Below are 21,713 nucleotides of genomic sequence, written 5' to 3'. Positions count from 1 at the left end.
CTTTCTTATTCAAAAAAATAAAAGGCGGCACTCGGATTTGAACCGAGGATGAAAGTTTTGCAGACTTTTGCCTTTCCACTTGGCTATACCGCCGCATTGTATATGTTATAAAGAGAGGCAAATACAAAAAAATCAACCTTTACTGAAAAAATACAAAACACTTGAATAATAAGAATGTAAATCCAAGTGTTCTGTAAATTTAAAAATTACTTTGTTAAAACATTAACTAAACATAAATAGTTTTAAAAACTATTTATAAATTGAAAGAACCCTGGAACCTCATCGCTGTATATATCGTTAATCTTTTCTACTATTTTTAATTTAATTTCTTGTTCTAAGTCTTCTCTCTCACCAAGTGAAGTATTAAATAAGCTCTTTTTAATTTTAGGTTTAAAAGCCTCAATAATTTGTATTACCTCATCTTCATTTAGTGATTTCCCCTTGCTTTCTAAATCCATTTTACATAGCTCCCTTTAAAAATATTTATAAAAGATATTTATATATATAATTAATAAAGAGATGCTATATAGTAAAAAATCAACTTTAAACCTACAAAATAAAAAATATAAGAATAATTAGATGAAAGACATTAAAAATCTAAGAATAGATTAAAAATGTGCTTAAATAAAAAAATCGTAAGAAATCTAAAGTACAGAGGATTTTGCTATTAGAAAAGATAAAATTTAAATTTCAGCAGTAAAACAAAATTTTATAATTTGTAAGTTTTATATCTTCATATGAAAATTATTTTACATCGTCTCCTTTTTTATCTCTCTGTTTTTTCCCATTAAGAATTTCAACTGCATTAACCAATACATCAGGTAATTTTACTCCCATACGACCAGCATTTTCTAAAATAGATAGTAATTCGTTTCCACTAAAGAAAAATATTGTTGCTTCACGAATTGCACTGTTACTACCAAGTATCAAATCTAATTGCACTGCGACTCCAACCAATAAGAACATTACAACCTTTTTGGCTATACCACGGAATCCGATTTTACTTTTTAATTCACCATTATACGCTGCTGCAATAATTCCCGTAATATAATCAATTATTGTAAGTATAGTTAAAGTTATCAAAACTATATCCCACCCCCCGAGAAAATATCCACAAAACGTTCCGAGCAGCACTATAAATGATTTTATTCCTAAACTAATTTGATTCATTTTTTTCCCTCCCTTCAAAATAAAAAGAGTTGTACTAGTATGCAATCTCAATTTACATTGAGATAATTCTAAATTTAATGTTGGAATGTATATGATGAATCCTTCAAAAGGTACACCTTTTGATGCGCAGTAAACTCTATTAAATTTAGTACTTCAAAAGGTTTGAAAATGTAATTTTGAAATACTAAATAATTAATGATACCTTTTGAAGTATTTTTGTTATTATTTTAGTAGAACCAATTTTGAAGGGATGTCTTTTTATTTTGAATACAAGAAAATTTGGATATATAAGAGTCAGTAGCAAGGACCAAAATGAGAATCGTCAGATTGAAGTAATGAAAAAACTCATCACTGACGAACGAGATATTTTTGTCGATAAACAGAGCGGAAGAGATTTTAACCGAGAACAATACCAACTTCTAAAACGCATGTTAAGAAAAGATGATATTTTATATATTCATTCCCTGGATCGCTTCGGGAGAAATAAAGAAGCGATCCTTCAGGAGTGGAAAGATATTACCCAAAACATACAAGCTCATATTGTCGTATTAGATATGCCACTTTTAGATACAACTCAATATAAAGATGGTTTAGGAACTCTTATTACTGATTTGGTACTTCAAATTTTATCGTGGCTTGCTGAAGAGGAACGGACAAAAATAAAAACTCGCCAACGTGAAGGCATTGACGCTGCAAAGAAAAAAGGAAAACATTTAGGAAGGCCTAAAACTAAAATAACTCCAGAATTCATTGAAGCCTATAATAAATGGAAATTCGGACAGATAACAGCATTAGATGCTATGAGAAGGTGTAATATGACTAGTCCTACATTTTATAGGGTGGTCAAAAGATATAAAGAGAGGGGAAATAAAAATCAATAACATTGCAGGAACAAAACAAGATACACTACAAGGATTTTCTTCCTACTTATTAAATAAAGGAAGAAAACCCTCTACGATCAAGCGATATATTTACGATATCGAGAGCTGCATTCAATGGCTGCATCAATCTGAACAACTGTCTGAAGACATTAGTTGGGAATCTCTATGTAAAAAGGATTTCGAAGCATTCTTTACTTACTTAATAGAAGAACGTCAATACTCTGACAAGACGGTACATCGTATTTACATCGTTCTTAATAGGCTGTACGAATATTTAGATTTACCTAGCCCCATCGAAAGTGACATTCACATATCTCCACCTAATCGTGCATTACGTACTGAAGACTTTATTTTTCTACAGGAAGAGGAGCGTCTAAAGCAAGTGTCTCAATCATTAGAAGGACTGACAGAAAAACAACGAACTACCCGTCCTATGATTTTAGAGCGAAATTTCTCTATTATAATTTTGCTCCTAGACTACGGATTATCTCTACATGAGCTTGTCGCTTTACGAATGAAACATGTGCATTTTGAGAACAATACATTATCTATTCCGGAAGATACAAAAATCAATCGTACAATCCAGTTAAAAGAAGAGGATAAATTACACTTATATTATTACTATAAAACTATTCCTGAACCAGTACGCCCTAGATATCACAGCGATGATCCACTCTTTGTTGCTTTTCATTTTATGCTCGGTACTTACCTTTGGAGTTATGACGATGATGCACCAAAATTTCTAACGGAAATCTCCATTCAAAAAATGATTCGTTTAGAAGTAAGGCGGGCAAATTTGAGGAAAGGGATTTCTGCACAACATTTTCGAAATACCTTTATTTTAAAGATGATCCAGCAGCAATGCACAGCTGAACACATTGTGAAGCAAGTAGGATTTAAAACTTATGTATCCTTAAAAAGGTACTATACATACTATGAAAACTCTAATGAGAACAAGTGTGAAGAAACTGCACTTAATATATAAAATTTATATACCTACAGATTTTCTGGGTGAGATGTGGTGTTAAGGTAAAGAAAAATGAGGGGGCATATTTTTACACGAATATATCTTGCTAGACAGGACTACCAAATCAATAAAAATCGAATCGTAACGTTCATTAAGGACAGAAATGCAAGTATTAGGCATAACGGATAGTGACATTTTTCAAATTTAAATGATAGAAATTAAGCCGAATCAAAAGTAACATGGCACCATAGCATTTTATTAATATTAATGAATTGTATTGCTATAATTTTAGCTCTAGCATAGCGCTATGTTGTCACTTTAACAAAGACAATTGTGTTATAATATTTACTGAACATATGAATAGGGTAACGACTACCTGCTGTTGGCAAGTAGAAATTTATCTAATAAAAAGATCACCTGTTTCCAAGACAAGTGATCTTTTTGTATACATTTCCTTTACTACTTTTGAAGTTCATTAAGTATTTCATTCCCTTCTTATAATCCATATACGAAAGTTTTCAAACCTTAAACGTTTGAGATTCCATTTCCCAATACTTCCTATAAGACTTTATAAAAAGTGTTCTCCAGCCACTAAAAACATGATTAACCAAAAACACACTATCATAAGACATACCGTCCTACACTTCCTTAAAAAGGATTCGACCTTTTCTACTATATATCCTAACATCATTACCCTCAAAATATCCTTTTTTCCTTGTGCCACCACCACTTAAGCTTTCGCATAAGTCTCCGCTTGTGATGGTTTTTCACAGACAAATAATTCTTTCTTCATTATGCACTCCTAATTACACCTAAATGTATTTATTTTTAAGTATAGATTTAAAATAAATTCCAATACACTACTAAAAATACTAACGTCCAGAAGGGTAAGACTAAAAAGAGAGCATTAACGCATCCTTCTATAAAAGCAAATGGACTTTCTTCCATTCCCCCTACGTTTTCCATATAAAGTTCCCCTCCCCTTATCTAATTTTTTGGTTTTACCATACTAATAGGTTAACTCTTTATTTTCCTCGCTGCCAACCAGATAAGTAGCCAAAAACTCCCGTAAAACTCTCATTTTTATTCATAAATAAAAATAGACTCTTACTTGTTAAAGTAAGAGTCTATTTTAAGTATCTTTTAAATTAGAAAAGTATGGGTAAAAAAAGCTTATTTTAATCTCCTCTAACAGGTGTGAATCTACCATATGAAACTTGGTTTTATAAGTGTTACTCTAAGTGATTAATTGCAAAATCTCCAATTGGTATTGAAACTTTCTCACCCCTCGTGGAAAATATCATTTCTTTTGATTTAATTTCTTCTAACAAAGAAAGTCGTCCCATTCTAATACCTCCCAATATTAATTTGCCACTTTTTCAGTGTGTCTACATTGTGGAAAAGATGAACACCCTAAAAACACTCGTCCATCATGAGTCCGAGATACCAATACCTCTCCACATTTCGGACACTTTCTTGTAGCTGGTTCTACTGATTTTCTTATATCAGCTGGTTTCTGTTCTGGATTTACTTGTACAATAAATTCTTGTAAAGATGATCTATCCAGTAGTTTCACATCACATGCTCTTGCTAATTGTTTTGCTGATGATGTATATGTACTATTTGTGATTACCCATGCTTCATTAGCTTTATAGAAGGTTTTAGCTGCATAAATTTCTTGTATAGCTTTAATTCCTACTCTGTTCTTAAAAGCATATCTTTTCGCTTGAATAACAACTCTATTTTCTCCTTCAAATATTAGATCTGCCCCAAAATCATGACTACCGTTCGTGACAGCTGCCTTATATCCCAGTTTTGTAAATAGAGCCTCAAGAAAGAATTCAAATTGTCGTCCATCCATTTGATCAATGTCTCTGATCCCTGACTTTAAGAATATATTTTTCGCTTTACGCTTATGCATTAACTTATAAAACATCATCAACACAAATAATATGATGCTGCAAAAAAACATATACGGTGAAACATCTATGAGAAGCAACCCTACACCTCCTTTTTAAAAAGAAATAATAAAAAAGACCAACTCTATCAGTTGCTCTAGACTTAATTCAGTATTAGATTCCTTTTATCTTTCCATAGCATTTTCTAACATGTTTTTGCGGAATAAAGAAAAAGCTTTATATTTATTAGGGTGTGGATTTGGTGGCTCTTTAAACACCTTACTAATATCTTTTTGTAAATTATAAAATCTTTCATCCTCTTTTAACCAATCAACAGCTGCTTTTGGCTTTCCCCATTCCCTAGCAACTTGTTTTGGCTGCTTCATTGAAGCTATGGTATAAAAAAAAGAATCCTTATTTTCTTCAGCTGTTAATTCAACAGCGTAGAAATGGATTCTTTTATTTGTATCTGATTTTCCTAAAGATTGTATTTTATTTACTTTAAGCATTTTGTCTTCTATATGCTCATATTTACATTCCCCTTGATCTGTAGTTAAGAAATTTAATTTTTCAGCGATAATCGCACGTTCAAAACATTGCATTGCCTCTTTGTGACCTGGTGATTCTTCATTTAACACTTCTACAAAAATCCTCTTTTTCAAAATATCTTTGTAATTGTTTAGTACGGAAATCTTAGTATCTAAATCTATGCTGGTTAATGGTCTTGATATTTCATCATCATCAAAGAATTCAATTCTTTCAGTCTTAATCACGCCATATACAGGGACTTCTCTTTGAGCTGAATCTTTGTAATATGTAACATTTTCTGGAACTTTAATTTCATCTCTTCTCAACTTATGATTAGTTTGCTCTGTTCTTCCTCCATGCGAAGTTATTTGAAGAATTGGTAAGGCTAGAGTACTGTTATTCCCAGCGTTTATAATAAGACCGAATCTTCTTTTTCCTACCTGTGGCTCATTATCATTACTTAAAGCTTTCGGTTTAAAAGGATAAAATACCCTTACAATATCACCTGATTTATATATTCCCATTTGATTCACCTATCCCTTTATCTGATATAAACAACATCATCTTCATCAAAATCATCCTCATCTTCATGCATATCAATTAGTAAAAGAATCCTTCTATCCAGATGATATCCAGTATATTTTCCTTCTGCTACTAACTCTTGCATTGCCTGATCTAAATATTTTTGTTCGTAATCTTCAAGTTCCATTTCTTGAATAATTTGTTCTCTATCTTTCCCTTTCCATGAATAATCTGATAAAAAATCAATTGATTTTTTGTTTTCTATTTTATTATTTTCCATGTCAAAACCCCCATTTTATTAATAAGATTATTATACCACCTTTACACTTTTACACAAGTGTAAAAGTGTAAATTACAGAAAATATAAAAGACCAACTCTTTTAGTCTCTCTAAACCTCATCAAGTATTGAATTTACAGTTCTTTTATCTTTCCATAGCATTTTCTATTGTGTTTTTGCGGAATAAAGAAAAGGCTTTATATCTATTAGGATGTGAATTGGGCGTCTTTTTAAATACCTTAGTAATATCTTTTTGTAAATTATAAAACCTTTCATCCTCTTTTAGCCAATCAATCGCTGCTTTTGGCTTTCCCCATTCTCTGGCAACTTGTTCAGGCTGCTTCATTGAAGCGATGGTATAAAAAAAAGAATCCTTATTTTCCTCATCTGTTAATTCAACAGCATAGAAATGGATTCTTTTATTCATATCTGATTTTCCTAAAGGTTGTATTTTATTGATTTTGAGCAACTGATCTTCCATATACTCGTATTTGCATTCTCCTATATTTGTAGTTAAAAAACGTAATTTTTCAGCGATAATTACACGTTCAAAACATTGCATTGCCTCTTTATGACCTGATGATTCCCTATTTAATGAATCTAAAAAAGATTTATCTTTCAAAATACCTTTGTAATTCTTTAGTATAGCGCTCTTAGTAACCAAATCTATTTTCGATACTTTTTTATTATTTCGTCATAATCAAATAATTCGATTCTATCTGTTTTAATTACTCCATTTATAGGAATTCTCTTTTGAAGTGAAGGTTTTTTATATGTAATATTTGGGGGAACTTTAATTTCGTCATCCCTCATTCTATAATTAGGTTTTTCTGTTTTCCCATCTCTTGTAAGAATTTGAAGAATCGGTAAAGCTACGGTTTTGTTATTTTTGGCATTAATAATAACACCAAACCTTGTTTTCCCTAATTTTACCTCATTTTCTTCACTTAGCACCTTTGGTTTAAAAGGATAAAATACCCTTACAATATCACCTGATTTAAATCTTTCCATTTCATTCACCTACTTCTTTACTCCATATATTCAGCATCATTTTCATCAAATCCGTCATCTTCTTCTTCATTCATTTCAAATAGTAACATAATTCTCTTATCTAATTCGAAACCATTATATTTTTCTTCTTGTATTAATTCTTTCATTGCTTGATCCAAATATTTTTGTTCATAATCTTCAAGTTCCATTTCCTCAATAATTTGTTTTCTATCCTTCTCTTTCCATGAATAGTTAGATAAAAAAGCACTTGATTTTTTGTTGTCCATTTTATTATTTTCCATGTCAAAACCTCCATTTATTAATAAGGTTATTATACCATCTTTACACTTTTACATAAGTGTAAAAGTGTAAATTAATAAATAAAAAAGACCAACTCTTTTAGTCTCTCTAAACTTCATAAGTATTTTTCACCTTTGGTATATACGGATAAAATACCCTAACAATATCTCCAGAATTATACTCTACCATCAATAATTCTCCTTATTATATTAATTTTTATATATAATATCATCATCATTTAATGGGCCAACATCATCTTCATCCATAGCCATTCTTAATACAAAATAACTATCTAGATCCATGCCAGAATATTTTCCTTTTGGTCCTAATTCATTCATTGCATCTTCTAAATAACCTTGTTCATAATCAGGTAATTCCATTTCTAAAATTATTTGTCCTTTTGTTTTTCCTTCCCAAGAATAATTTAATAAAAATTCCGCTGATTTTTTATTTTTCATATTAAAACCCCCATTTTATTAATAAGGTTATTATATCACCTCTACAACTTGTACTCTTAGCTTATATATCCCCATATAATCCAGATAGGCAAAAAGCTAGCCTTTTATGTCCCGCTTCAAATCCATTTCCTAGTGAATGCTTTCGTACTGCACTTTAAATTTTTACTAACTCATACTCTATGTGCCTTTCCTCCTTCACTTTTCTTACGACTCTCCTTAAGCAATCTCCCCCCTTTAATAAAAAATGAGACAATCACATTTAAAATACTTGCAACAACTATCATGCATAACGCAAATAACCAATTACTCACTTATTCACCTCCTTTCAAATTCTATTTACCAAACTAATAAATCGACTAGGAGGCACTAAAATCTATAATATATACATCTAATTCATGATGAATAAACTTCTTACATTCATCTTTGATAATTGCTAAACATTTTTCTTTTTTTAATCCTCCTGTACCGCTTCCTATAATCGGCATTGCAACCGAACTATATTTTTTCTTTATTACTAATTGCAATGCGTTATAAGTTGACTGCCTAATTGAATACTCTGTTGCTTTCCACAAAGTATTAATACCAGCTACATGAATTAATGCTTTTCAATTTAAAAAACCAGATGAAGTAATAACCGCTTCACCTAGCTTTAATAGACCTTCTTTTTGCAATTGTTTAAATGGTTCATGACCTGCCTTCTTCCTAATTGCCTTTGAAAAATCAGCTTCATTTAAAAAATAACGTGGTAAAAAATTTCTATTCCATGCATTAATTATTACATCAACTTTACTATCATAATTTGTAATATCGCCATTCTTCATGAAGATCCTCATGGAATAATCAACCTTTCATTTTTTATTCTTCCAAAAGTTATTAGAGCTTTTGCAATAAAAAACTTCACATTTGAAGTTAACTAATTTTTAAAGAAAGCTAACATTATATTTCCCCTTCTAATTTATTTAATAGAAATTAGAAGTTTAAACCTCATAATATAATTATATCTTTAAAAATAGGTACTTCCCTCCCACCATACTCCCAATAAACTCTCATTTTTATCTCTCGTATCCATTTTCAATTTGTTCTTGTAATTGTTTATATTGTCGTTGGTTCTTCCATTTTTCATATTCATTATTCATATGATAGTTCATATTTTTTAAGCTTCTCATAATGTTGGTACGTTGTTTAAAACCAGACCGTATACGTTTACCACGAGAAAAAATATTTTTTCTCTTTTGAAATTTAGCTTGTTGTTGTTCTTTTGCTACCTGCTTCATTTCTTTTAAAACAGCGTTCCCCAATCTAGTATATAATTCATTAACCTTTGTATCACCAAATTGATTATAACGTTTTTTATCTTCTTCCCTCCCTCCATAAGCTTCTTTCATAATCTTCATTTCTTCTTCTAATTTCTCTTTTAATTCTTTAAACTCTTTCTTATGGTATTTCTCTATGTACATATCACTTAATTGATCTATCTTATCCCTTACATGGCTAATAGAGTTATAGTTATACTGCCACTGCTTTTTATCTTCAGGTAGCTCTTTCGTAATTTCAGCAAACAACTTTTTCATTTTTCTTTTTTCAGAAAGCTGCACATCTTTTTTACTTTTAACAATTTTATTCCGTATTAAATCATTAATTTTTTTGTACTCTTCGCTGCGATCCATAATGCTATTTACTACTTTTGATTTCATTGCATCAATTGATTTTTGTTTTCTTTTCCCTCGATGCATTCCTTTGAATCTGCCTTTGGAAATTATCCTTCCGGCACTCGGTACTGGTTCGACCATTGCGACATGAACATGGATATTATCCGTATTATAATGAATGGCTGCTGACCAAATTGCTGTATCACGTAATCGTTCTTTCGTCATCATGACATCCATTGCTTTTCTTGTTACATCTTTTAATTTTTCTTCATCTAGCATTTTGCTTTCCGAGTTATAAATACCGTGTTTCTCTAACCATTCATTATCAAAACTAATTACATCTTGCCACAAAACACTTTTGTTTTTTTGTGCCGTTTTAAAAGCCTCTTTCAATCTATTCTTACCATCTAGTGAAACTACGTCTTCCTCTTTTGTAAAAAGTGAAGACGTTTTTTCCTCGTTTCCCATATAATCTTGATAAGAACAAAATTCATTTTTTTCTTTCTCAACAGCATCTTTTCTTCCGATATAATCAATATAATCCCCGAATTCTTTATCTTGATTTTTACTAAAATCATTTTTGGAATATACGAATTGACTTTTAATTACTACACCAGGCGTATTCATATATTCCCTCCCTAATTTGAATCACTTGTGCCTTTTTCTCTTTCTAACTTTTTCATTCGAGCATTTGAAATTTGATCTTTAACAAACTCTTCTGCTTGTACCATGCCTTTAGACATAAACTGATTTGTTGTAGCCAATCGCTCAAATCTATTTACTGTAAAATAGTGATTTGCAAATTGTAATAACATTCTTGTATGTTTATCAGTTAGATTTGTACCAGCTCTAATTCTTCCTAAATCTTCATGAATAACATCTTTAACTGCTCCTTTAATTTGTTCTAATAAATCATGATTTTGGTTTTGATGTTCAACAATAATTCTTTCTAATGCATGGCTTGGTTTAATTCCTTTTTCTTCTGCATATTCCTTTATATAAGCAACTGTAGTTTCATTTAAATAATAAGTCTTATCCATCTTTTTTTTAGACATACTTAAGCCCCTTTCACTATTTTTATTTATTCATTTTCCAATTCAATATCTTCAATAACTTGTAACATACGATTCATAGTTTGTGTGTTTTGTTTTATGAGGATCATGCTTTGTTTTTGTAATTCTATATGTTTATCTTGTAAGTCTTTCATATCTTGAAGTACAGCAAGATTACTAATATACCTATGCAAAAATTCTTGTCTAGAAATTTTTTTTGCCTTTGCTAGTTCGTCAATGCGTTTCACTAAACTAGCATCAAGATCACGGATTAACACATTCATAGGGGAAAACCTCCAAATTAGTGATTTTAATTGCAAGAGCATAAGGGTTTTTTGCTATCACCGAAGGTGACAGGTTAGGCAGAGCCTAACAAAAACGTGATATCATGAGAAAGAGAAATTCAATGTAGTTTCAGCGTGGTTTCAATGTATTTCCAATGCAGTTTCAATGTAAATCCAATGTAGTTTCAATGTACTTTTTCAAACCTTTATCTTGAAACACAATTCCTTATATAATGGCAAAAAAAATATCAGATAACTTTTTTATACAACCGAAAAATTATCTGATAATTATATTCATAATGTTTATATCTCTTTTTATCTTTTAAAATAGTTTAATTTCATTCTGCTAAATTAAACTTTTTACGCTGATCTTCTAATTTCTTCTGAAGATTTTTCTCTTTTGCTTCTAACTCTTTAGTTTTGTTTTCTAGCTCTAATTTTCTCTTTTTATACTGTTCTATTTGTAGCTTTCTTTTTTGAATTTCCGATTCACTTTTTTCTTTTTCATCATCTGTTTGATATACTTTATTTGCTTCAATTCTTTCAATTTCATTTACAATTTTATCTGTTAGTTCATCTTGTAATGGGATTGTTTTCTTTACATTATTTATTTCTATCCTTACAGATTGTAATTCTTCTTCCGTTTCATCTTGCGCGTACTCGTTTTCATTTTTTCTTAATAGATCTTTGTTTGTTTTTATTTTTCGATAATCTCCTGTTAAAACGATTTTCTTTTCTTTTAGATTATTATTTTCTTCTTTTTGAATGGTTCCACCTTCGGTAGTTGTGCTAGTTTCAAATGAATCAATCTCTGCTTTTTCATTTACAAATAAACCTACGACTCTATATTCTTTTGGCACTTCACTGATTTGGATAACATACATATCCCCTTGATTAAACACAACTTTCGTTGGTAGTTCTTTAGCATTTCCTTTTTGTTTAGCTGTAAAAGATAATTTCGAACTTACATACGTTCCACTTTTTTCCCCTGTTTTAAGATGAACTTGCATTATATCTTTATCTGGATTGTACTCCCACTTTTTTAGATAAATAGTATTATAGTTTAATCCAGGTAACGGTCGATTAAATTCAGTTTGAACAATAGGATCGTCATTAAACATAAACTCTTTTGATGTTAAACAAATGGTTAAAATGACAACAATTCCTATCATAATGGCATAGTAAATTTTATTTTTATTACTTCCAACTTTAAATGCAGACAAACGAAAACCTCCTTTTATTTAGTGATTGGCAGATTGACTTGGTGGAAATGGTAATAGCTGTCTTGGATCAAAAGAGGTTCCTTGTTTATAATCATTTCCTCTTCTAGCTTCAAAATGAAGATGTGTTCCAGTTGAGTCTCCTGTATTTCCTTGTATCCCAATCTGTTGTCCTTTTTTTACATCTTGTCCGGTTGATACATTTAATCCATCCATGTGGGCATAACGTGTAAACACTCCATTAGGATGTTGAATTGTAACCATGTTTCCATACGAACTAGATAAACGAGCATCCACAACTTTTCCATCCCCTACAGCGCTAACAGGTGCTCCACGATACGCCACTAAATCTATTCCTGCATGAAGTGTTCCCCAGCGACCGCCATAATCACTTGTAACAACATAATTGATTCCCACGAAGGGAAATTGAAAGTCTCCTTTCATATTTTCATCAACTTTAATGTCTCCTGTTCCTGTTCCTCCACCTTCTACAACCTCACATTGCATTGCTCCACCTAATTCTTGAGCAATTTTTGTAACAGTTGGAACCCAATACTTATTAAGCTGACCAGGATCATTGTCTGCTCCTATCGGTGCATACTTCCCACCTATTTGATCAATAGTTGTTAGCCCTTGTGAGATATAAAGTCTATTTAAGTTCCCTGCCATATATACAAGCCCTTCCTCCAAACTTGAGAAGATCTGTAAGGTTTGCCAGTTCGTTTTTGGGTCCATTAATCCTCCAGGATTATTTTTATTAACGACTGCATTTGACTTCCCGTACCCCGTTTCATGAAGTGCAATTGCTGCTAATAGTACTGGATCAATCTTTGCTGATTCAGCTGCTTTCATAAATCCATCTGCATGATTCGCAAACGCTCCAGATTGATTTATTTTCGCATCAAACTTCGTACGATCGACCTGTCCTGTTAATTTACAACCAGCCCCTATAATTAATCCAGAACCCCCTCCACTTCCACTGGAGGACTTATGAGAACCAGATATGGATATTGCTGATATGGCCCCAATAAAAAGGACTCCTAGTATTAAAACACCAGGAATCCCAAGCCATAAAAGAATCTTTTTAATTATTATTTTTTTAATATCCATGCATTATAAACCACCTTCAAAGAGGTTTATTTCATCTTCGGAAGCTTCTACTGTCATTGTTAAGTTCTGCACACCTTTAATGGCTAAAACACATTCTCCTTGCTGTAATAATGGAATTTGCCTTAGCTCACTTTCGGATAACTGACCTTGGAAAATGTACCTTAGCGTATCTAATGAGTTCGCATCTTGCTGTAAGACAAACTTATACTGGGTTAGTTCAAATAGTGTTTTAATTTTAATTGCTACCTCATTATCTTTTGCATCTGACACAAAATCTCGAACTGATTGTGAAGCAAAAAGAAGCCCACCAAAATACTTACGGGCTTCACGCGCGAATTCCAGTATAAAGTCTACCGCAATTGGGTTACTCGTATTAATCGTTAAATGTGATTCATCTAAAATAACTAACAAACGTTTTATAAGATCAAAGTCAAAGCCATCTTTATAAATTCCTTTACGTTGTGGTTCACCAATTTGAATTAGGTGATCCCAAATCAAACTAAATGCATTATACATTTGGGCATTAAAAACTTTTTTCTCCAGACTACGTAATGATTTTACAGAGAAGAATACAACTTGTTCATTTGTTAGGTCTTCTAATGTTGTATGTCCATTAAATAGATGACCGTATCCATTTACAATATCATCAAGAGCTAATTCAATTTTCTCTAGCCTAGCTGATCTAGAAAGGGATAGTCCAGGGTTAATAATTCTCTCTTCCACATTCGAGTACAGCTCTTTCTTTACATATTCGAGTAATTCTAAAAAGATAGGATACTCTTCATTTTTCAAGTTAGTTACACCTGTAGTTTTTATTTTTTCTAAGAATCCTAATGATTCATAGAACTCTCTAAGTACTTTTTTATACTCTTGGATATCCGCATCTGTAACTTGTGGAGATAACAGACAATAAAAAGTAGCTGCCTTAGAAAGATGTTGTAAGAAAGAATGTGTCTCTATTTCTTCCATTGTTTTTTTATCTTCATCGTCTATCCTTGAACGATAAATTTGCAACGGGTTAATTAAACCTTGTGTACCATCAAGTGCCACCATTTGCCCGTTTACTTCTTTAATTAACGTCTCAAATTCTCCTGTTACATCAAAGCCTCTTATAAAGTTATTTCTAATTTTATTATCTAAAAACAACTTTTTAAGAAGTGTACTTTTCCCTGAACCCATTTCTCCAATAAGTACACCGTTATAGTATCTACGTTGCTTATCTTTATGGAACAAATCAAATAACACGCTACCACCCGTAAATGTAGTCCCTAAATATGATCCTCTTGGATCACGTAATTGTGCATAATGAAAGGGAAGCCCAGCAGCTAATGTAAGCCCAGGCATTCCCTTTCCCTCTCTCTTATTAGCGTATGTAATTTGTTCTTCATACGGGCTAAACAAAGCTTTCCACTCATGCTCTTGCTCATTTAAAAGTACAGTCCCCTTGAAGCTTTGTGCCTCTAGCTCCGTTAAAACGTCTCCAACGCTCTTTTCTAATTCTAAAGTCGTTTTTCCATGAACGTATAAACGAACATGAACTAACTTAATGACTTCTCCTAATTGTGATATTTGGTGATATAGTTTGGTTAACTCATCATGTTTTTGAACAGCATCTAGTTGAGCAATCCCTTGTTTTTCATTACTAAAACGCATTTTTTGTTCTAACATAGACTTATTAATATTGGTTACGGTCTCACTTCTCTCCATTGTAGAAACATCTGTAACCACTATAACGTTCTTCATTGTAGTAATCGTCTTCATCCACTTTGCATCTACATTAGTAGGATAGTCAACAATGTGAATACAAGCTTCATAACCGTCTCCTTTTCTTACAAAGTTATCACCAAATCTTAAACCGCCTTTCGGTTGAATCTTTGCAAGAAATTCTAAATCATGTTTCTGTTTTTGCTTATTTTCATCTTGATCCCCCTTTTTTTCTTTTTATTTAACATAGGAATGATATTAGCTAATTCAAACGCCATGATTAGTCCTCCTTACAATTTAGAGTTTTGATTATTTAGTACACACAACACATCTATTTTCTTTTCTTTTGTAATCCTTACTAATGGAAAAGAATTTTTAAAATGGTTTTCTGCCATTCTACGTCTTTCTGCTAATTGTTCTTTATTACTACCGTAGATAAATAGAAAAAACTCCCTATCCGTTCTCTTTTCTTCTAAAAAGTTCAATTCAAATAGTTTACGATCAATATATTTGTGATTAATAGGATCTTGCGTTTCTTCTCTTTTTTCCTCCAATACTCTTGTTGGATAAATGTATTAGAAGGGAAATTTAAAGATACTTCTTTATAATCATACGCATAACTCCGCATGTACCTAACCCTTTGATAAATCATCATCATTTCATCCGATTCATTTAGCGTATTTAAATCAGTAGTTGTAATTTGTAAAATATCCATAACGCCATTTTTTAGAACAATATGATTCCCCTCATACCGTACAAAAGGAAGCATACTTATCGTTTGGTTTGGCACTCGAACCTTTGGTTTTTTTCTTCTTTATATTCTTTTTCGGTTTCTTTTCTTTCTTTTTTATAGAAAAAAAACCAGATTTCTCTGGTTTTTCTTCATCTGTTATTACAGGTACAACTATTGTTGGAACACCTGCAGCATCATTTAATTTTTGCTCTGTACTCATTTCTCTCTTCCTCCTTATTTTCATTCGAGTATTTAGATTCATTTTCTATCGCATTAGCATCAATAGGATGATAAGTAGTTTTATTACGCTTAATTAAAAAATATAAAGCAACATAATTTCGTTTTCCTGGATTCGTGGAAGAACTCATAACCATAAAAAGTAAAGCACCAAACCCTACAATATAGTAGGGAATGGTAAACCAATTGTGGACAAATTCACTTCCAACATTTAATAGGAACAATGTTCCTACGCCGATGATGGATAGATCCTTTGCATACAATGAGAAAATTAATTTAATCGGTGATTTTATCTCTTTAGGGATCTCATAGCTCAATTACATCTTCACCTTTCTATTATTTTTAGTACTTACATATCTTCATGAACGCTAAACTTTTGTTCAGCATTATCATCCAAACGCTCACTTTGTAGTACATTCTGTTTATTATTTTCTTGTAAGACACTTCCTGTTTCTTGCTTCACATGATTTCTTTGAATTACCTCTGTCTCTTGTACAATCTCAGTCTTTTGAATAACCTTATTTTCTTGCTGAACGACTTTCTTTTGGCTCCCTGTCGGTGCTGAGCCTTGTACACTCGGTGCTGGTTGATTCACTGTTGGTGCTGAGCGCTGTAGCGCTGGTGCGGATTGACCCATCGCTGGTGCTGAACCCTGTACACTCGGTGTTGGTTGACTCACTATTGGTGCTGAACCTTGTACTCTCGGTGCTGGCTGGCTCACTGTTGGTGCTGAACCTTGTACCGTTGGTGCTGGTTGACTCACTGTTGGCGCTGAACCTTGTACACTTGGTGCTGGCTGACTCACTGTTGGCGCTGAACCCTGTACACTCGGTGCTGGTCGACTCACTGTTGGTGCTGAACCTTGTACCGTTGGTGCTGGTTGACTCACTGTTGGCGCTGAACCCTGTACACTTGGTGCTGGTTGACTCACTATTGGTGTTGAGCGCTGTAGCGCTGGTGCGGATTGACCCATCACTGGCGCTGAACCTTGTACACTTGGTGCTGGCTGACTCACTGTCGGTGTTGAGCCTTGTACCTTCGGTGCTGGTTGACTCATTGTTGGCACTGAACCTTGTACACTTGGTGCTGGTTGGCTCACTGTCGGTGCTGAACCCTGTACACTTGGTGCTGGTTGACTCACTGTCGGTGCTGAGCCTTGTACCTTCGGTGCTGGTTGACTCATTGTTGGCACTGAACCTTGTACACTTGGTGCTGGTTGACTCACTGTCGGTGTTGAGCGCTGTAGCGCTGGTGCGGATTGACCCACCACTGGCGCTGAACCTTGTACACTTGGTGCTGGTTGACTCACTGTTGGCGCTGAACCCTGTACTCTCGGTGCTGGTTGACTCACTGTTGGTGTTGAGCGCTGTAGCGCTGGTGCGGATTGACCCATCACTGGCGCTGAACCTTGTACACTTGGTGCTGGTTGACTCACTGTCGGTGTTGAGCGCTGTAGCGCTGGTGCGGATTGACCCACCACTGGCGCTGAACCTTGTACACTTGGTGCTGGTTGACTCACTGTCGGTGTTGAGCGCTGTAGCGCTGGTGCGGATTGACCCATCACTGGCGCTGAGCCTTGTACCGCTGGTGCTGGCTGGCTCATTGTCGGTGTTGAGCGCTGTACCGCTGGTGCAGATTGACCCATCGCTGGTGTTGAACCTTTTACCTCTGGTGTTGGTTGATTCATTGTTGGCACTGAACCTTTCACCTCTGGTGCTGGTTGACTCATTGTTGGCACTGAACCTTTCACCTCTGGTGCTGGTTGACTCATTGTTGGCACTGAACCTTTTACCTCTGGTGCTGGTTGACTCATTATTGGCACTGAACCCTGTAGCGCTGGTGCGGATTGACCAGGCGCTGCCTGTATTTTTGGTTGGTTTACTACTGGCCCGTTTACAGCTCCTTGTCCCGTTGCTGGAATCGCTGGTTGTGATTCATTTACTTTTGGTCCGTTCGCAGTTCCTTGTCCTGTTCCTGGAATCGTTGGTTGTAATCCATTTACTTTTGGTCCACTCACAGCCCCTTGTCCCGTTGCTGGAATCGCTGGTTGTGATGGAGTTGCTTCTGATCCGTTCACAGCTCCTTGTCCCGTTGCTGGAATTGCTGATTGTGATCCATTTGCTTTTGGTCCACTCACAGCCCCTTGTCCCGTTGCTGGAATTGCTGATTGTGATCCATTTGCTTTTGGTCCGTTCACAGCTCCTTGTCCTGTTCCTGGAATCGCTGATTGTGATCCATTTACTTTTGGTCCGTTGGCAGCTCCTTGCCCTGTTCCTGGAATCGCTGGTTGTGATCCATTTGCTTTTGGTCCGTTAGCAGCTCCTTGCCCTGTTCCTGGAATCGCTGGTTGTGATCCATTTAATTTTGGTCCGTTGGCAGCTCCTTGTCCTGTTCCTGGAATCGCTGGTTGTGATCCATTTGCTTTTGGCCCGTTCACAGCTCCTTGTTCTGTTCCTGGAATCGCTGGTTGTGATCCATTTGCTTTTGGTTCGTTCATTGCAGACTGTTCCACTCCCGCTTTTGGTCCTGCTGGATGTGGTCCTATCGGTCCATCATATTGATTTTCCATTGGAGTAATCTTACTCTCCGCTTTTTCTCCGTTCATTGTGGACTGCCCCACTCCTGCTTTTGGTCCTGCTGGATGTGGTCCTATCGGTCCGTCATATTGGTTTTTCATTGGTGTAATCTTATCAGTTGATTTTTCACCTTTCTTTGCAGATTTCTTAGCCCCTGCCTTTGATCCTGCTGATTTTGAACTTATATTTGATTTAGCCGGTATTGGTAATGGAATATTAGACTTCCCTCCATCAAATAACGATTCCTCATTTGTTGAAAATCCACCAGGATTAACGTTGGATCCATTCTTCCCTTTTACATCTTTATTATTTCCACTGCCGATTGAAGATGTGCCTGGTATTGCTTCTGCACCACCTCGACCTTTTGGGGCTTTCTTATCTTTCTCTTCTGAATCGTCAGGACTATCAATAGCACCTCCATCGTCAGAAGGTGGAGGACCGTCATCTCCATCCTCACCAGTATCATCATTACCATTTTTCATATCAAAGTTGTTTAAATCATTATCTCCAACACCTGGCATCCGTGGACCTGCTGGTTCTTCTTTCCCTCTCAGCTTATTAATCATACCTGCTGTTCCTGTTGCACCTTTTTTTACCATGTTCCCTGTCGCTTTTGCAACATCTATTCCAGCTTTGGCAGCCATTGCACCAGCCATCATAGTCTTCCAACCACTTTGTAAACCTGCATCAATACCAAGCATACGTTCAACAATATTTGGTCCATCTATTACAGCCCAAGAGCCAGCTAGAAGAAGTAGTGCATTTCCCCAACCCATAAAGCCAAAATCTTTTGTAGCTAGCCACCCTATATAAAGGGAATATATTTTTAAAAGTAACGCCATACAAAAAATAACTGCATAGCAGCTAAAAATTTCATTTATTATCTTTTTTAATCTCTGACCACTGCTAATATCAGTTGCGGCTACTAGTGCTCCAAATATATTATGAAAAGCCAGTTCATAGATAATTCGTCCTACTTTCACTATGCTAATTAATAAAGCAAAAGCAGTAACAATGAGGGAGATTAATACTGATCCCCAATTTATATCCCATCTATAATAAGCCTCTTTAAATACATCAAACCAACCGTTATCTAAATCTTCTGTTTTAAGTTTATTATCATATGAAAGAACTAATCTACTGTTTAATGCCTTTTTTCCTTCATCCCTAGCATCGTCCATATTTACTGTTTCATTAAAATCAATATATTTAATATTTTCTTCCGATACACCATTAATTCTTTTTTCATTTGGCTTCGGTAATTGAAAATTTTCTTTAGCATAAAAGTTAAGGTCCGCTAAATTACTTTTTACAATACTCACACCTAATGAACCAGGAGCTGCATGTAAGTCTTTTACACCAGCACTCGCTATTTTATTCAGATTGTCCATTAAAATCGGTCCACCCACAAGAAACAATATTGAAAGTAATCCGTTTAATATAACATTTGTTCTTTTTTCTATTTTATTGAACATCAATTGGTAACCAACTGCTATTATGGTAACGGTCAAAAGTGCCCATATTACCATACTCATTCCGTTCCTTAGATCATTAATTCCCGAATACTGAAAGAAATCATTACCTGTAATAACTTGCATTACTACCTTTTCTACAACCTCATTTATATAAAGAAGTATAAATAGAAGTTTCTGACCTAACCAACGAAATATATTACTCGCAATCCCGTTTATATCTAATATATCTTGATATTGAGTTAGTATTTCTTCCTTACTCAATGCATTCACCTCTTTCTATAATCGAATTGAAATATCATTTTTATTCTTTTGTGCGAATTTACAAGTGAAAAGTATAACTATATAAAAAAGAAGGAGCAGTATAGTAGCTGGTCCTTTCACTGATAAAAACTGTTCGTATATATTAGCTGTCATGAAATCTAGCATAACTGGCATTGCGCCAACCATACCAATAATCATATAAATTGTTTTTGCTTTACCTTTCTTCTTACGGTGTAGATCATCACGCTTTGAGATTTCAAAGTTCATACTTTTAATAACTCGGCCAAACATTTCCCTTGCTGAACCACCTTTTTCATCTTTAATCTTTAAAATTTTATGAAATTGGTTCAAAGCTGGGAAATTATATTTTTCAAAGTGTTTTGTATCTAATTTTGCTTCTTCTTCCAATTTAGCTAGTGTTTTATCAATTTCTTTTTGAATAGAAATATCTAATGTTTTCTTTGTTTCTATTAAGCTATAATATGGATTTTTCCCCGACTGCATAAAGAAAGACATATTCGTTGCATACTTTAATAGCTCATTTAATTGAAATTGATAAACTTTGACTTTCTTATTTGCAACAGTAAAGGAGAAGAACCACATTACTGAACCAAAAGCACCTGCAATTATACTTATTGGAACATCTTTCAAAATAATGTATACATACCCCATATGCATCATAAATAAAAATGCTAACCATCCTACTATTGCCCATCCACTAAATAGCAACCTTGCTTCTTGCCACAAAGATATTTTCTTCTTTTTTGATTTTGCCACTTTTATAAACCTCCTTTAATAAAAAAAGAACCTATTCTTTAGAATAAGTTCTTAACATAATTATTTTTCTAGCCCCATCTTAATTGAGTAGCTGAAATCACCATTTTCATAAAGCCTTGTTTTCCCACTAAAAATAGAACTTGAACCTTCAACTATTTTTCCCTTCTTAAAAGCTAAATAAGTACTTTTTGGCTCTGTTATACCTATACTCTCTAATTCATTTCTTGTCTTACTTGCCACATAGGAACTCCAATTTAAATCTTTTGGTGCATCTTCCCAAGAAAAGAGATACACTTTTTTATCTAATTGCTTTGCATCATAATCTAAAACTTGTTTTGCATTTGTTTTTTGAAGGTCATCATTATGAGCCATCATTACAAATACAGGCTCTTCTTTTTTAACTAATTTCATTAATTCATCATAAGAGACTTCCACTACACCAGCACTAACAGATTTCTCATTCTTATTAGATTCACTACTTGTTCCATCGGTATTTTTAGAACAACCACTTACAACCATTATAGATAGAATTACGAGTGCAATAATCCAATTTAATTTCATGATTTTCAATTCAATCACTCCAACTGTATATTTATAAATCCATATAAGTATAGTTTACTAAATTTACAGCTTCATGTACTAG

At 33.8% G+C, this 21,713-nt stretch carries 27 protein-coding genes and 1 tRNA gene; 2 read left to right on the top strand and 26 right to left on the bottom strand.

Annotated features, from left to right (window positions below; all coding sequences use genetic code 11):
* Window positions 1–22 precede the first annotated feature (22 nt).
* The 3 genes from MHI26_RS30705 to MHI26_RS30695 all read right to left on the bottom strand — a co-directional run bounded on the left by MHI26_RS30705 (window position 23) and on the right by MHI26_RS30695 (window position 1,170).
* A tRNA-Cys gene (locus MHI26_RS30705) sits at window positions 23–93 on the bottom strand.
* A gap of 149 nt (window positions 94–242) precedes the next feature.
* A complete protein-coding gene (locus MHI26_RS30700; RefSeq protein WP_061668044.1) occupies window positions 243–458 on the bottom strand; it encodes a helix-turn-helix domain-containing protein in 216 nt (71 codons plus the stop codon).
* Between the two features lie 286 nt (window positions 459–744).
* Complete coding sequence (locus MHI26_RS30695; RefSeq protein WP_061668045.1) at window positions 745–1,170, bottom strand: phage holin family protein; 426 nt, start codon at window positions 1,168–1,170, stop codon at window positions 745–747.
* 263 nt (window positions 1,171–1,433) lie between these two features.
* Here MHI26_RS30695 and MHI26_RS30690 point away from each other — a divergent pair, with 263 nt between their 5' ends.
* Both MHI26_RS30690 and MHI26_RS30685 read left to right on the top strand, forming a co-directional pair.
* Entirely contained in the window at window positions 1,434–2,051 is a 618-nt protein-coding gene (locus tag MHI26_RS30690; RefSeq protein ID WP_151547509.1) for a recombinase family protein, read from the top strand.
* On the top strand, window positions 2,023–3,036 hold the full coding sequence (locus MHI26_RS30685) for a tyrosine-type recombinase/integrase (protein ID WP_151547510.1): 1,014 nt from the start codon (window positions 2,023–2,025) through the stop codon (window positions 3,034–3,036). The genes MHI26_RS30690 and MHI26_RS30685 overlap by 29 nt, the downstream gene beginning before the upstream one ends.
* A gap of 822 nt (window positions 3,037–3,858) precedes the next feature.
* Here MHI26_RS30685 and MHI26_RS30680 read toward each other — a convergent pair.
* The 23 genes from MHI26_RS30680 to MHI26_RS30570 form a co-directional block, all read right to left on the bottom strand.
* On the bottom strand, window positions 3,859–3,984 hold the full coding sequence (locus MHI26_RS30680; protein WP_264158514.1) for a hypothetical protein: 126 nt from the start codon (window positions 3,982–3,984) through the stop codon (window positions 3,859–3,861).
* Between the two features lie 397 nt (window positions 3,985–4,381).
* Window positions 4,382–5,017 carry a restriction endonuclease gene (locus MHI26_RS30675; RefSeq protein ID WP_061665998.1) on the bottom strand — a complete coding sequence of 212 codons (636 nt, stop codon included), beginning with the start codon at window positions 5,015–5,017 and terminating at the stop codon, window positions 4,382–4,384.
* 84 nt (window positions 5,018–5,101) lie between these two features.
* Complete coding sequence (locus MHI26_RS30670) at window positions 5,102–5,968, bottom strand: hypothetical protein (protein ID WP_151547511.1); 867 nt, start codon at window positions 5,966–5,968, stop codon at window positions 5,102–5,104.
* A 17-nt stretch (window positions 5,969–5,985) separates the two neighbouring features.
* A complete protein-coding gene (locus tag MHI26_RS30665; RefSeq protein ID WP_225988077.1) occupies window positions 5,986–6,246 on the bottom strand; it encodes a hypothetical protein in 261 nt (86 codons plus the stop codon).
* Window positions 6,247–6,389: 143 nt separating this feature from the next.
* Complete coding sequence (locus tag MHI26_RS30660) at window positions 6,390–6,866, bottom strand: hypothetical protein (RefSeq protein WP_225988078.1); 477 nt, start codon at window positions 6,864–6,866, stop codon at window positions 6,390–6,392.
* A gap of 44 nt (window positions 6,867–6,910) precedes the next feature.
* Window positions 6,911–7,255 carry a hypothetical protein gene (locus MHI26_RS30655; protein WP_225988079.1) on the bottom strand — a complete coding sequence of 115 codons (345 nt, stop codon included), beginning with the start codon at window positions 7,253–7,255 and terminating at the stop codon, window positions 6,911–6,913.
* Between the two features lie 17 nt (window positions 7,256–7,272).
* On the bottom strand, window positions 7,273–7,536 hold the full coding sequence (locus MHI26_RS30650; protein WP_225988080.1) for a hypothetical protein: 264 nt from the start codon (window positions 7,534–7,536) through the stop codon (window positions 7,273–7,275).
* 207 nt (window positions 7,537–7,743) lie between these two features.
* Window positions 7,744–7,992: a hypothetical protein gene (locus tag MHI26_RS30645; RefSeq protein WP_061665893.1), complete on the bottom strand. Its 249-nt coding sequence runs from the start codon at window positions 7,990–7,992 to the stop codon at window positions 7,744–7,746.
* 170 nt (window positions 7,993–8,162) lie between these two features.
* Window positions 8,163–8,303, bottom strand: a complete 141-nt coding sequence (locus tag MHI26_RS30640) for a hypothetical protein (protein ID WP_176519905.1) — start codon at window positions 8,301–8,303, stop codon at window positions 8,163–8,165.
* Window positions 8,304–8,348: 45 nt separating this feature from the next.
* Window positions 8,349–8,588, bottom strand: a complete 240-nt coding sequence (locus MHI26_RS30635) for a macro domain-containing protein (protein ID WP_340809319.1) — start codon at window positions 8,586–8,588, stop codon at window positions 8,349–8,351.
* Between the two features lie 9 nt (window positions 8,589–8,597).
* The gene (locus MHI26_RS30630; protein WP_340809312.1) at window positions 8,598–8,813 is read right to left on the bottom strand and encodes a hypothetical protein; all 216 of its coding nucleotides are present in this window, start codon (window positions 8,811–8,813) and stop codon (window positions 8,598–8,600) included.
* A gap of 231 nt (window positions 8,814–9,044) precedes the next feature.
* Complete coding sequence (gene mobP2, locus MHI26_RS30625; protein ID WP_340994841.1) at window positions 9,045–10,268, bottom strand: MobP2 family relaxase; 1,224 nt, start codon at window positions 10,266–10,268, stop codon at window positions 9,045–9,047.
* A gap of 11 nt (window positions 10,269–10,279) precedes the next feature.
* The gene (locus MHI26_RS30620) at window positions 10,280–10,681 is read right to left on the bottom strand and encodes a hypothetical protein (protein WP_257151881.1); all 402 of its coding nucleotides are present in this window, start codon (window positions 10,679–10,681) and stop codon (window positions 10,280–10,282) included.
* Window positions 10,682–10,722: 41 nt separating this feature from the next.
* Window positions 10,723–10,977, bottom strand: a complete 255-nt coding sequence (locus MHI26_RS30615) for a ribbon-helix-helix protein, CopG family (protein WP_097889110.1) — start codon at window positions 10,975–10,977, stop codon at window positions 10,723–10,725.
* 338 nt (window positions 10,978–11,315) lie between these two features.
* Window positions 11,316–12,200: a hypothetical protein gene (locus MHI26_RS30610; RefSeq protein ID WP_097889109.1), complete on the bottom strand. Its 885-nt coding sequence runs from the start codon at window positions 12,198–12,200 to the stop codon at window positions 11,316–11,318.
* An 18-nt stretch (window positions 12,201–12,218) separates the two neighbouring features.
* Window positions 12,219–13,307, bottom strand: coding sequence for a peptidoglycan DD-metalloendopeptidase family protein (locus MHI26_RS30605; protein ID WP_097889108.1), 1,089 nt, complete (start codon window positions 13,305–13,307; stop codon window positions 12,219–12,221).
* Between the two features lie 3 nt (window positions 13,308–13,310).
* Complete coding sequence (locus MHI26_RS30600; RefSeq protein ID WP_340994837.1) at window positions 13,311–15,050, bottom strand: VirB4 family type IV secretion system protein; 1,740 nt, start codon at window positions 15,048–15,050, stop codon at window positions 13,311–13,313.
* Window positions 15,051–15,301: 251 nt separating this feature from the next.
* Window positions 15,302–15,565 (bottom strand): hypothetical protein, encoded by a 264-nt coding sequence (locus tag MHI26_RS30595; RefSeq protein ID WP_340994835.1) that lies wholly within the window; start codon window positions 15,563–15,565, stop codon window positions 15,302–15,304.
* Between the two features lie 192 nt (window positions 15,566–15,757).
* Complete coding sequence (locus MHI26_RS30590; RefSeq protein ID WP_340994833.1) at window positions 15,758–15,964, bottom strand: hypothetical protein; 207 nt, start codon at window positions 15,962–15,964, stop codon at window positions 15,758–15,760.
* On the bottom strand, window positions 15,939–16,298 hold the full coding sequence (locus tag MHI26_RS30585) for a DUF5592 family protein (protein ID WP_061667868.1): 360 nt from the start codon (window positions 16,296–16,298) through the stop codon (window positions 15,939–15,941). The genes MHI26_RS30590 and MHI26_RS30585 overlap by 26 nt, the downstream gene beginning before the upstream one ends.
* 32 nt (window positions 16,299–16,330) lie before the next feature.
* Window positions 16,331–20,293 carry a pLS20_p028 family conjugation system transmembrane protein gene (locus MHI26_RS30580; protein ID WP_340994831.1) on the bottom strand — a complete coding sequence of 1,321 codons (3,963 nt, stop codon included), beginning with the start codon at window positions 20,291–20,293 and terminating at the stop codon, window positions 16,331–16,333.
* Between the two features lie 15 nt (window positions 20,294–20,308).
* Window positions 20,309–21,070, bottom strand: coding sequence for a hypothetical protein (locus MHI26_RS30575; RefSeq protein WP_097889046.1), 762 nt, complete (start codon window positions 21,068–21,070; stop codon window positions 20,309–20,311).
* A 60-nt stretch (window positions 21,071–21,130) separates the two neighbouring features.
* Window positions 21,131–21,631: a hypothetical protein gene (locus MHI26_RS30570; protein ID WP_225987898.1), complete on the bottom strand. Its 501-nt coding sequence runs from the start codon at window positions 21,629–21,631 to the stop codon at window positions 21,131–21,133.
* Between the last annotated feature and the right edge of the window lie 82 nt (window positions 21,632–21,713).

This window comes from Bacillus sp. FSL K6-1218 (assembly GCF_038006445.1).
Lineage (GTDB): Bacteria > Bacillota > Bacilli > Bacillales > Bacillaceae_G > Bacillus_A > Bacillus_A thuringiensis_S.
This window is presented reverse-complemented; position numbering and strand designations above follow the sequence as displayed.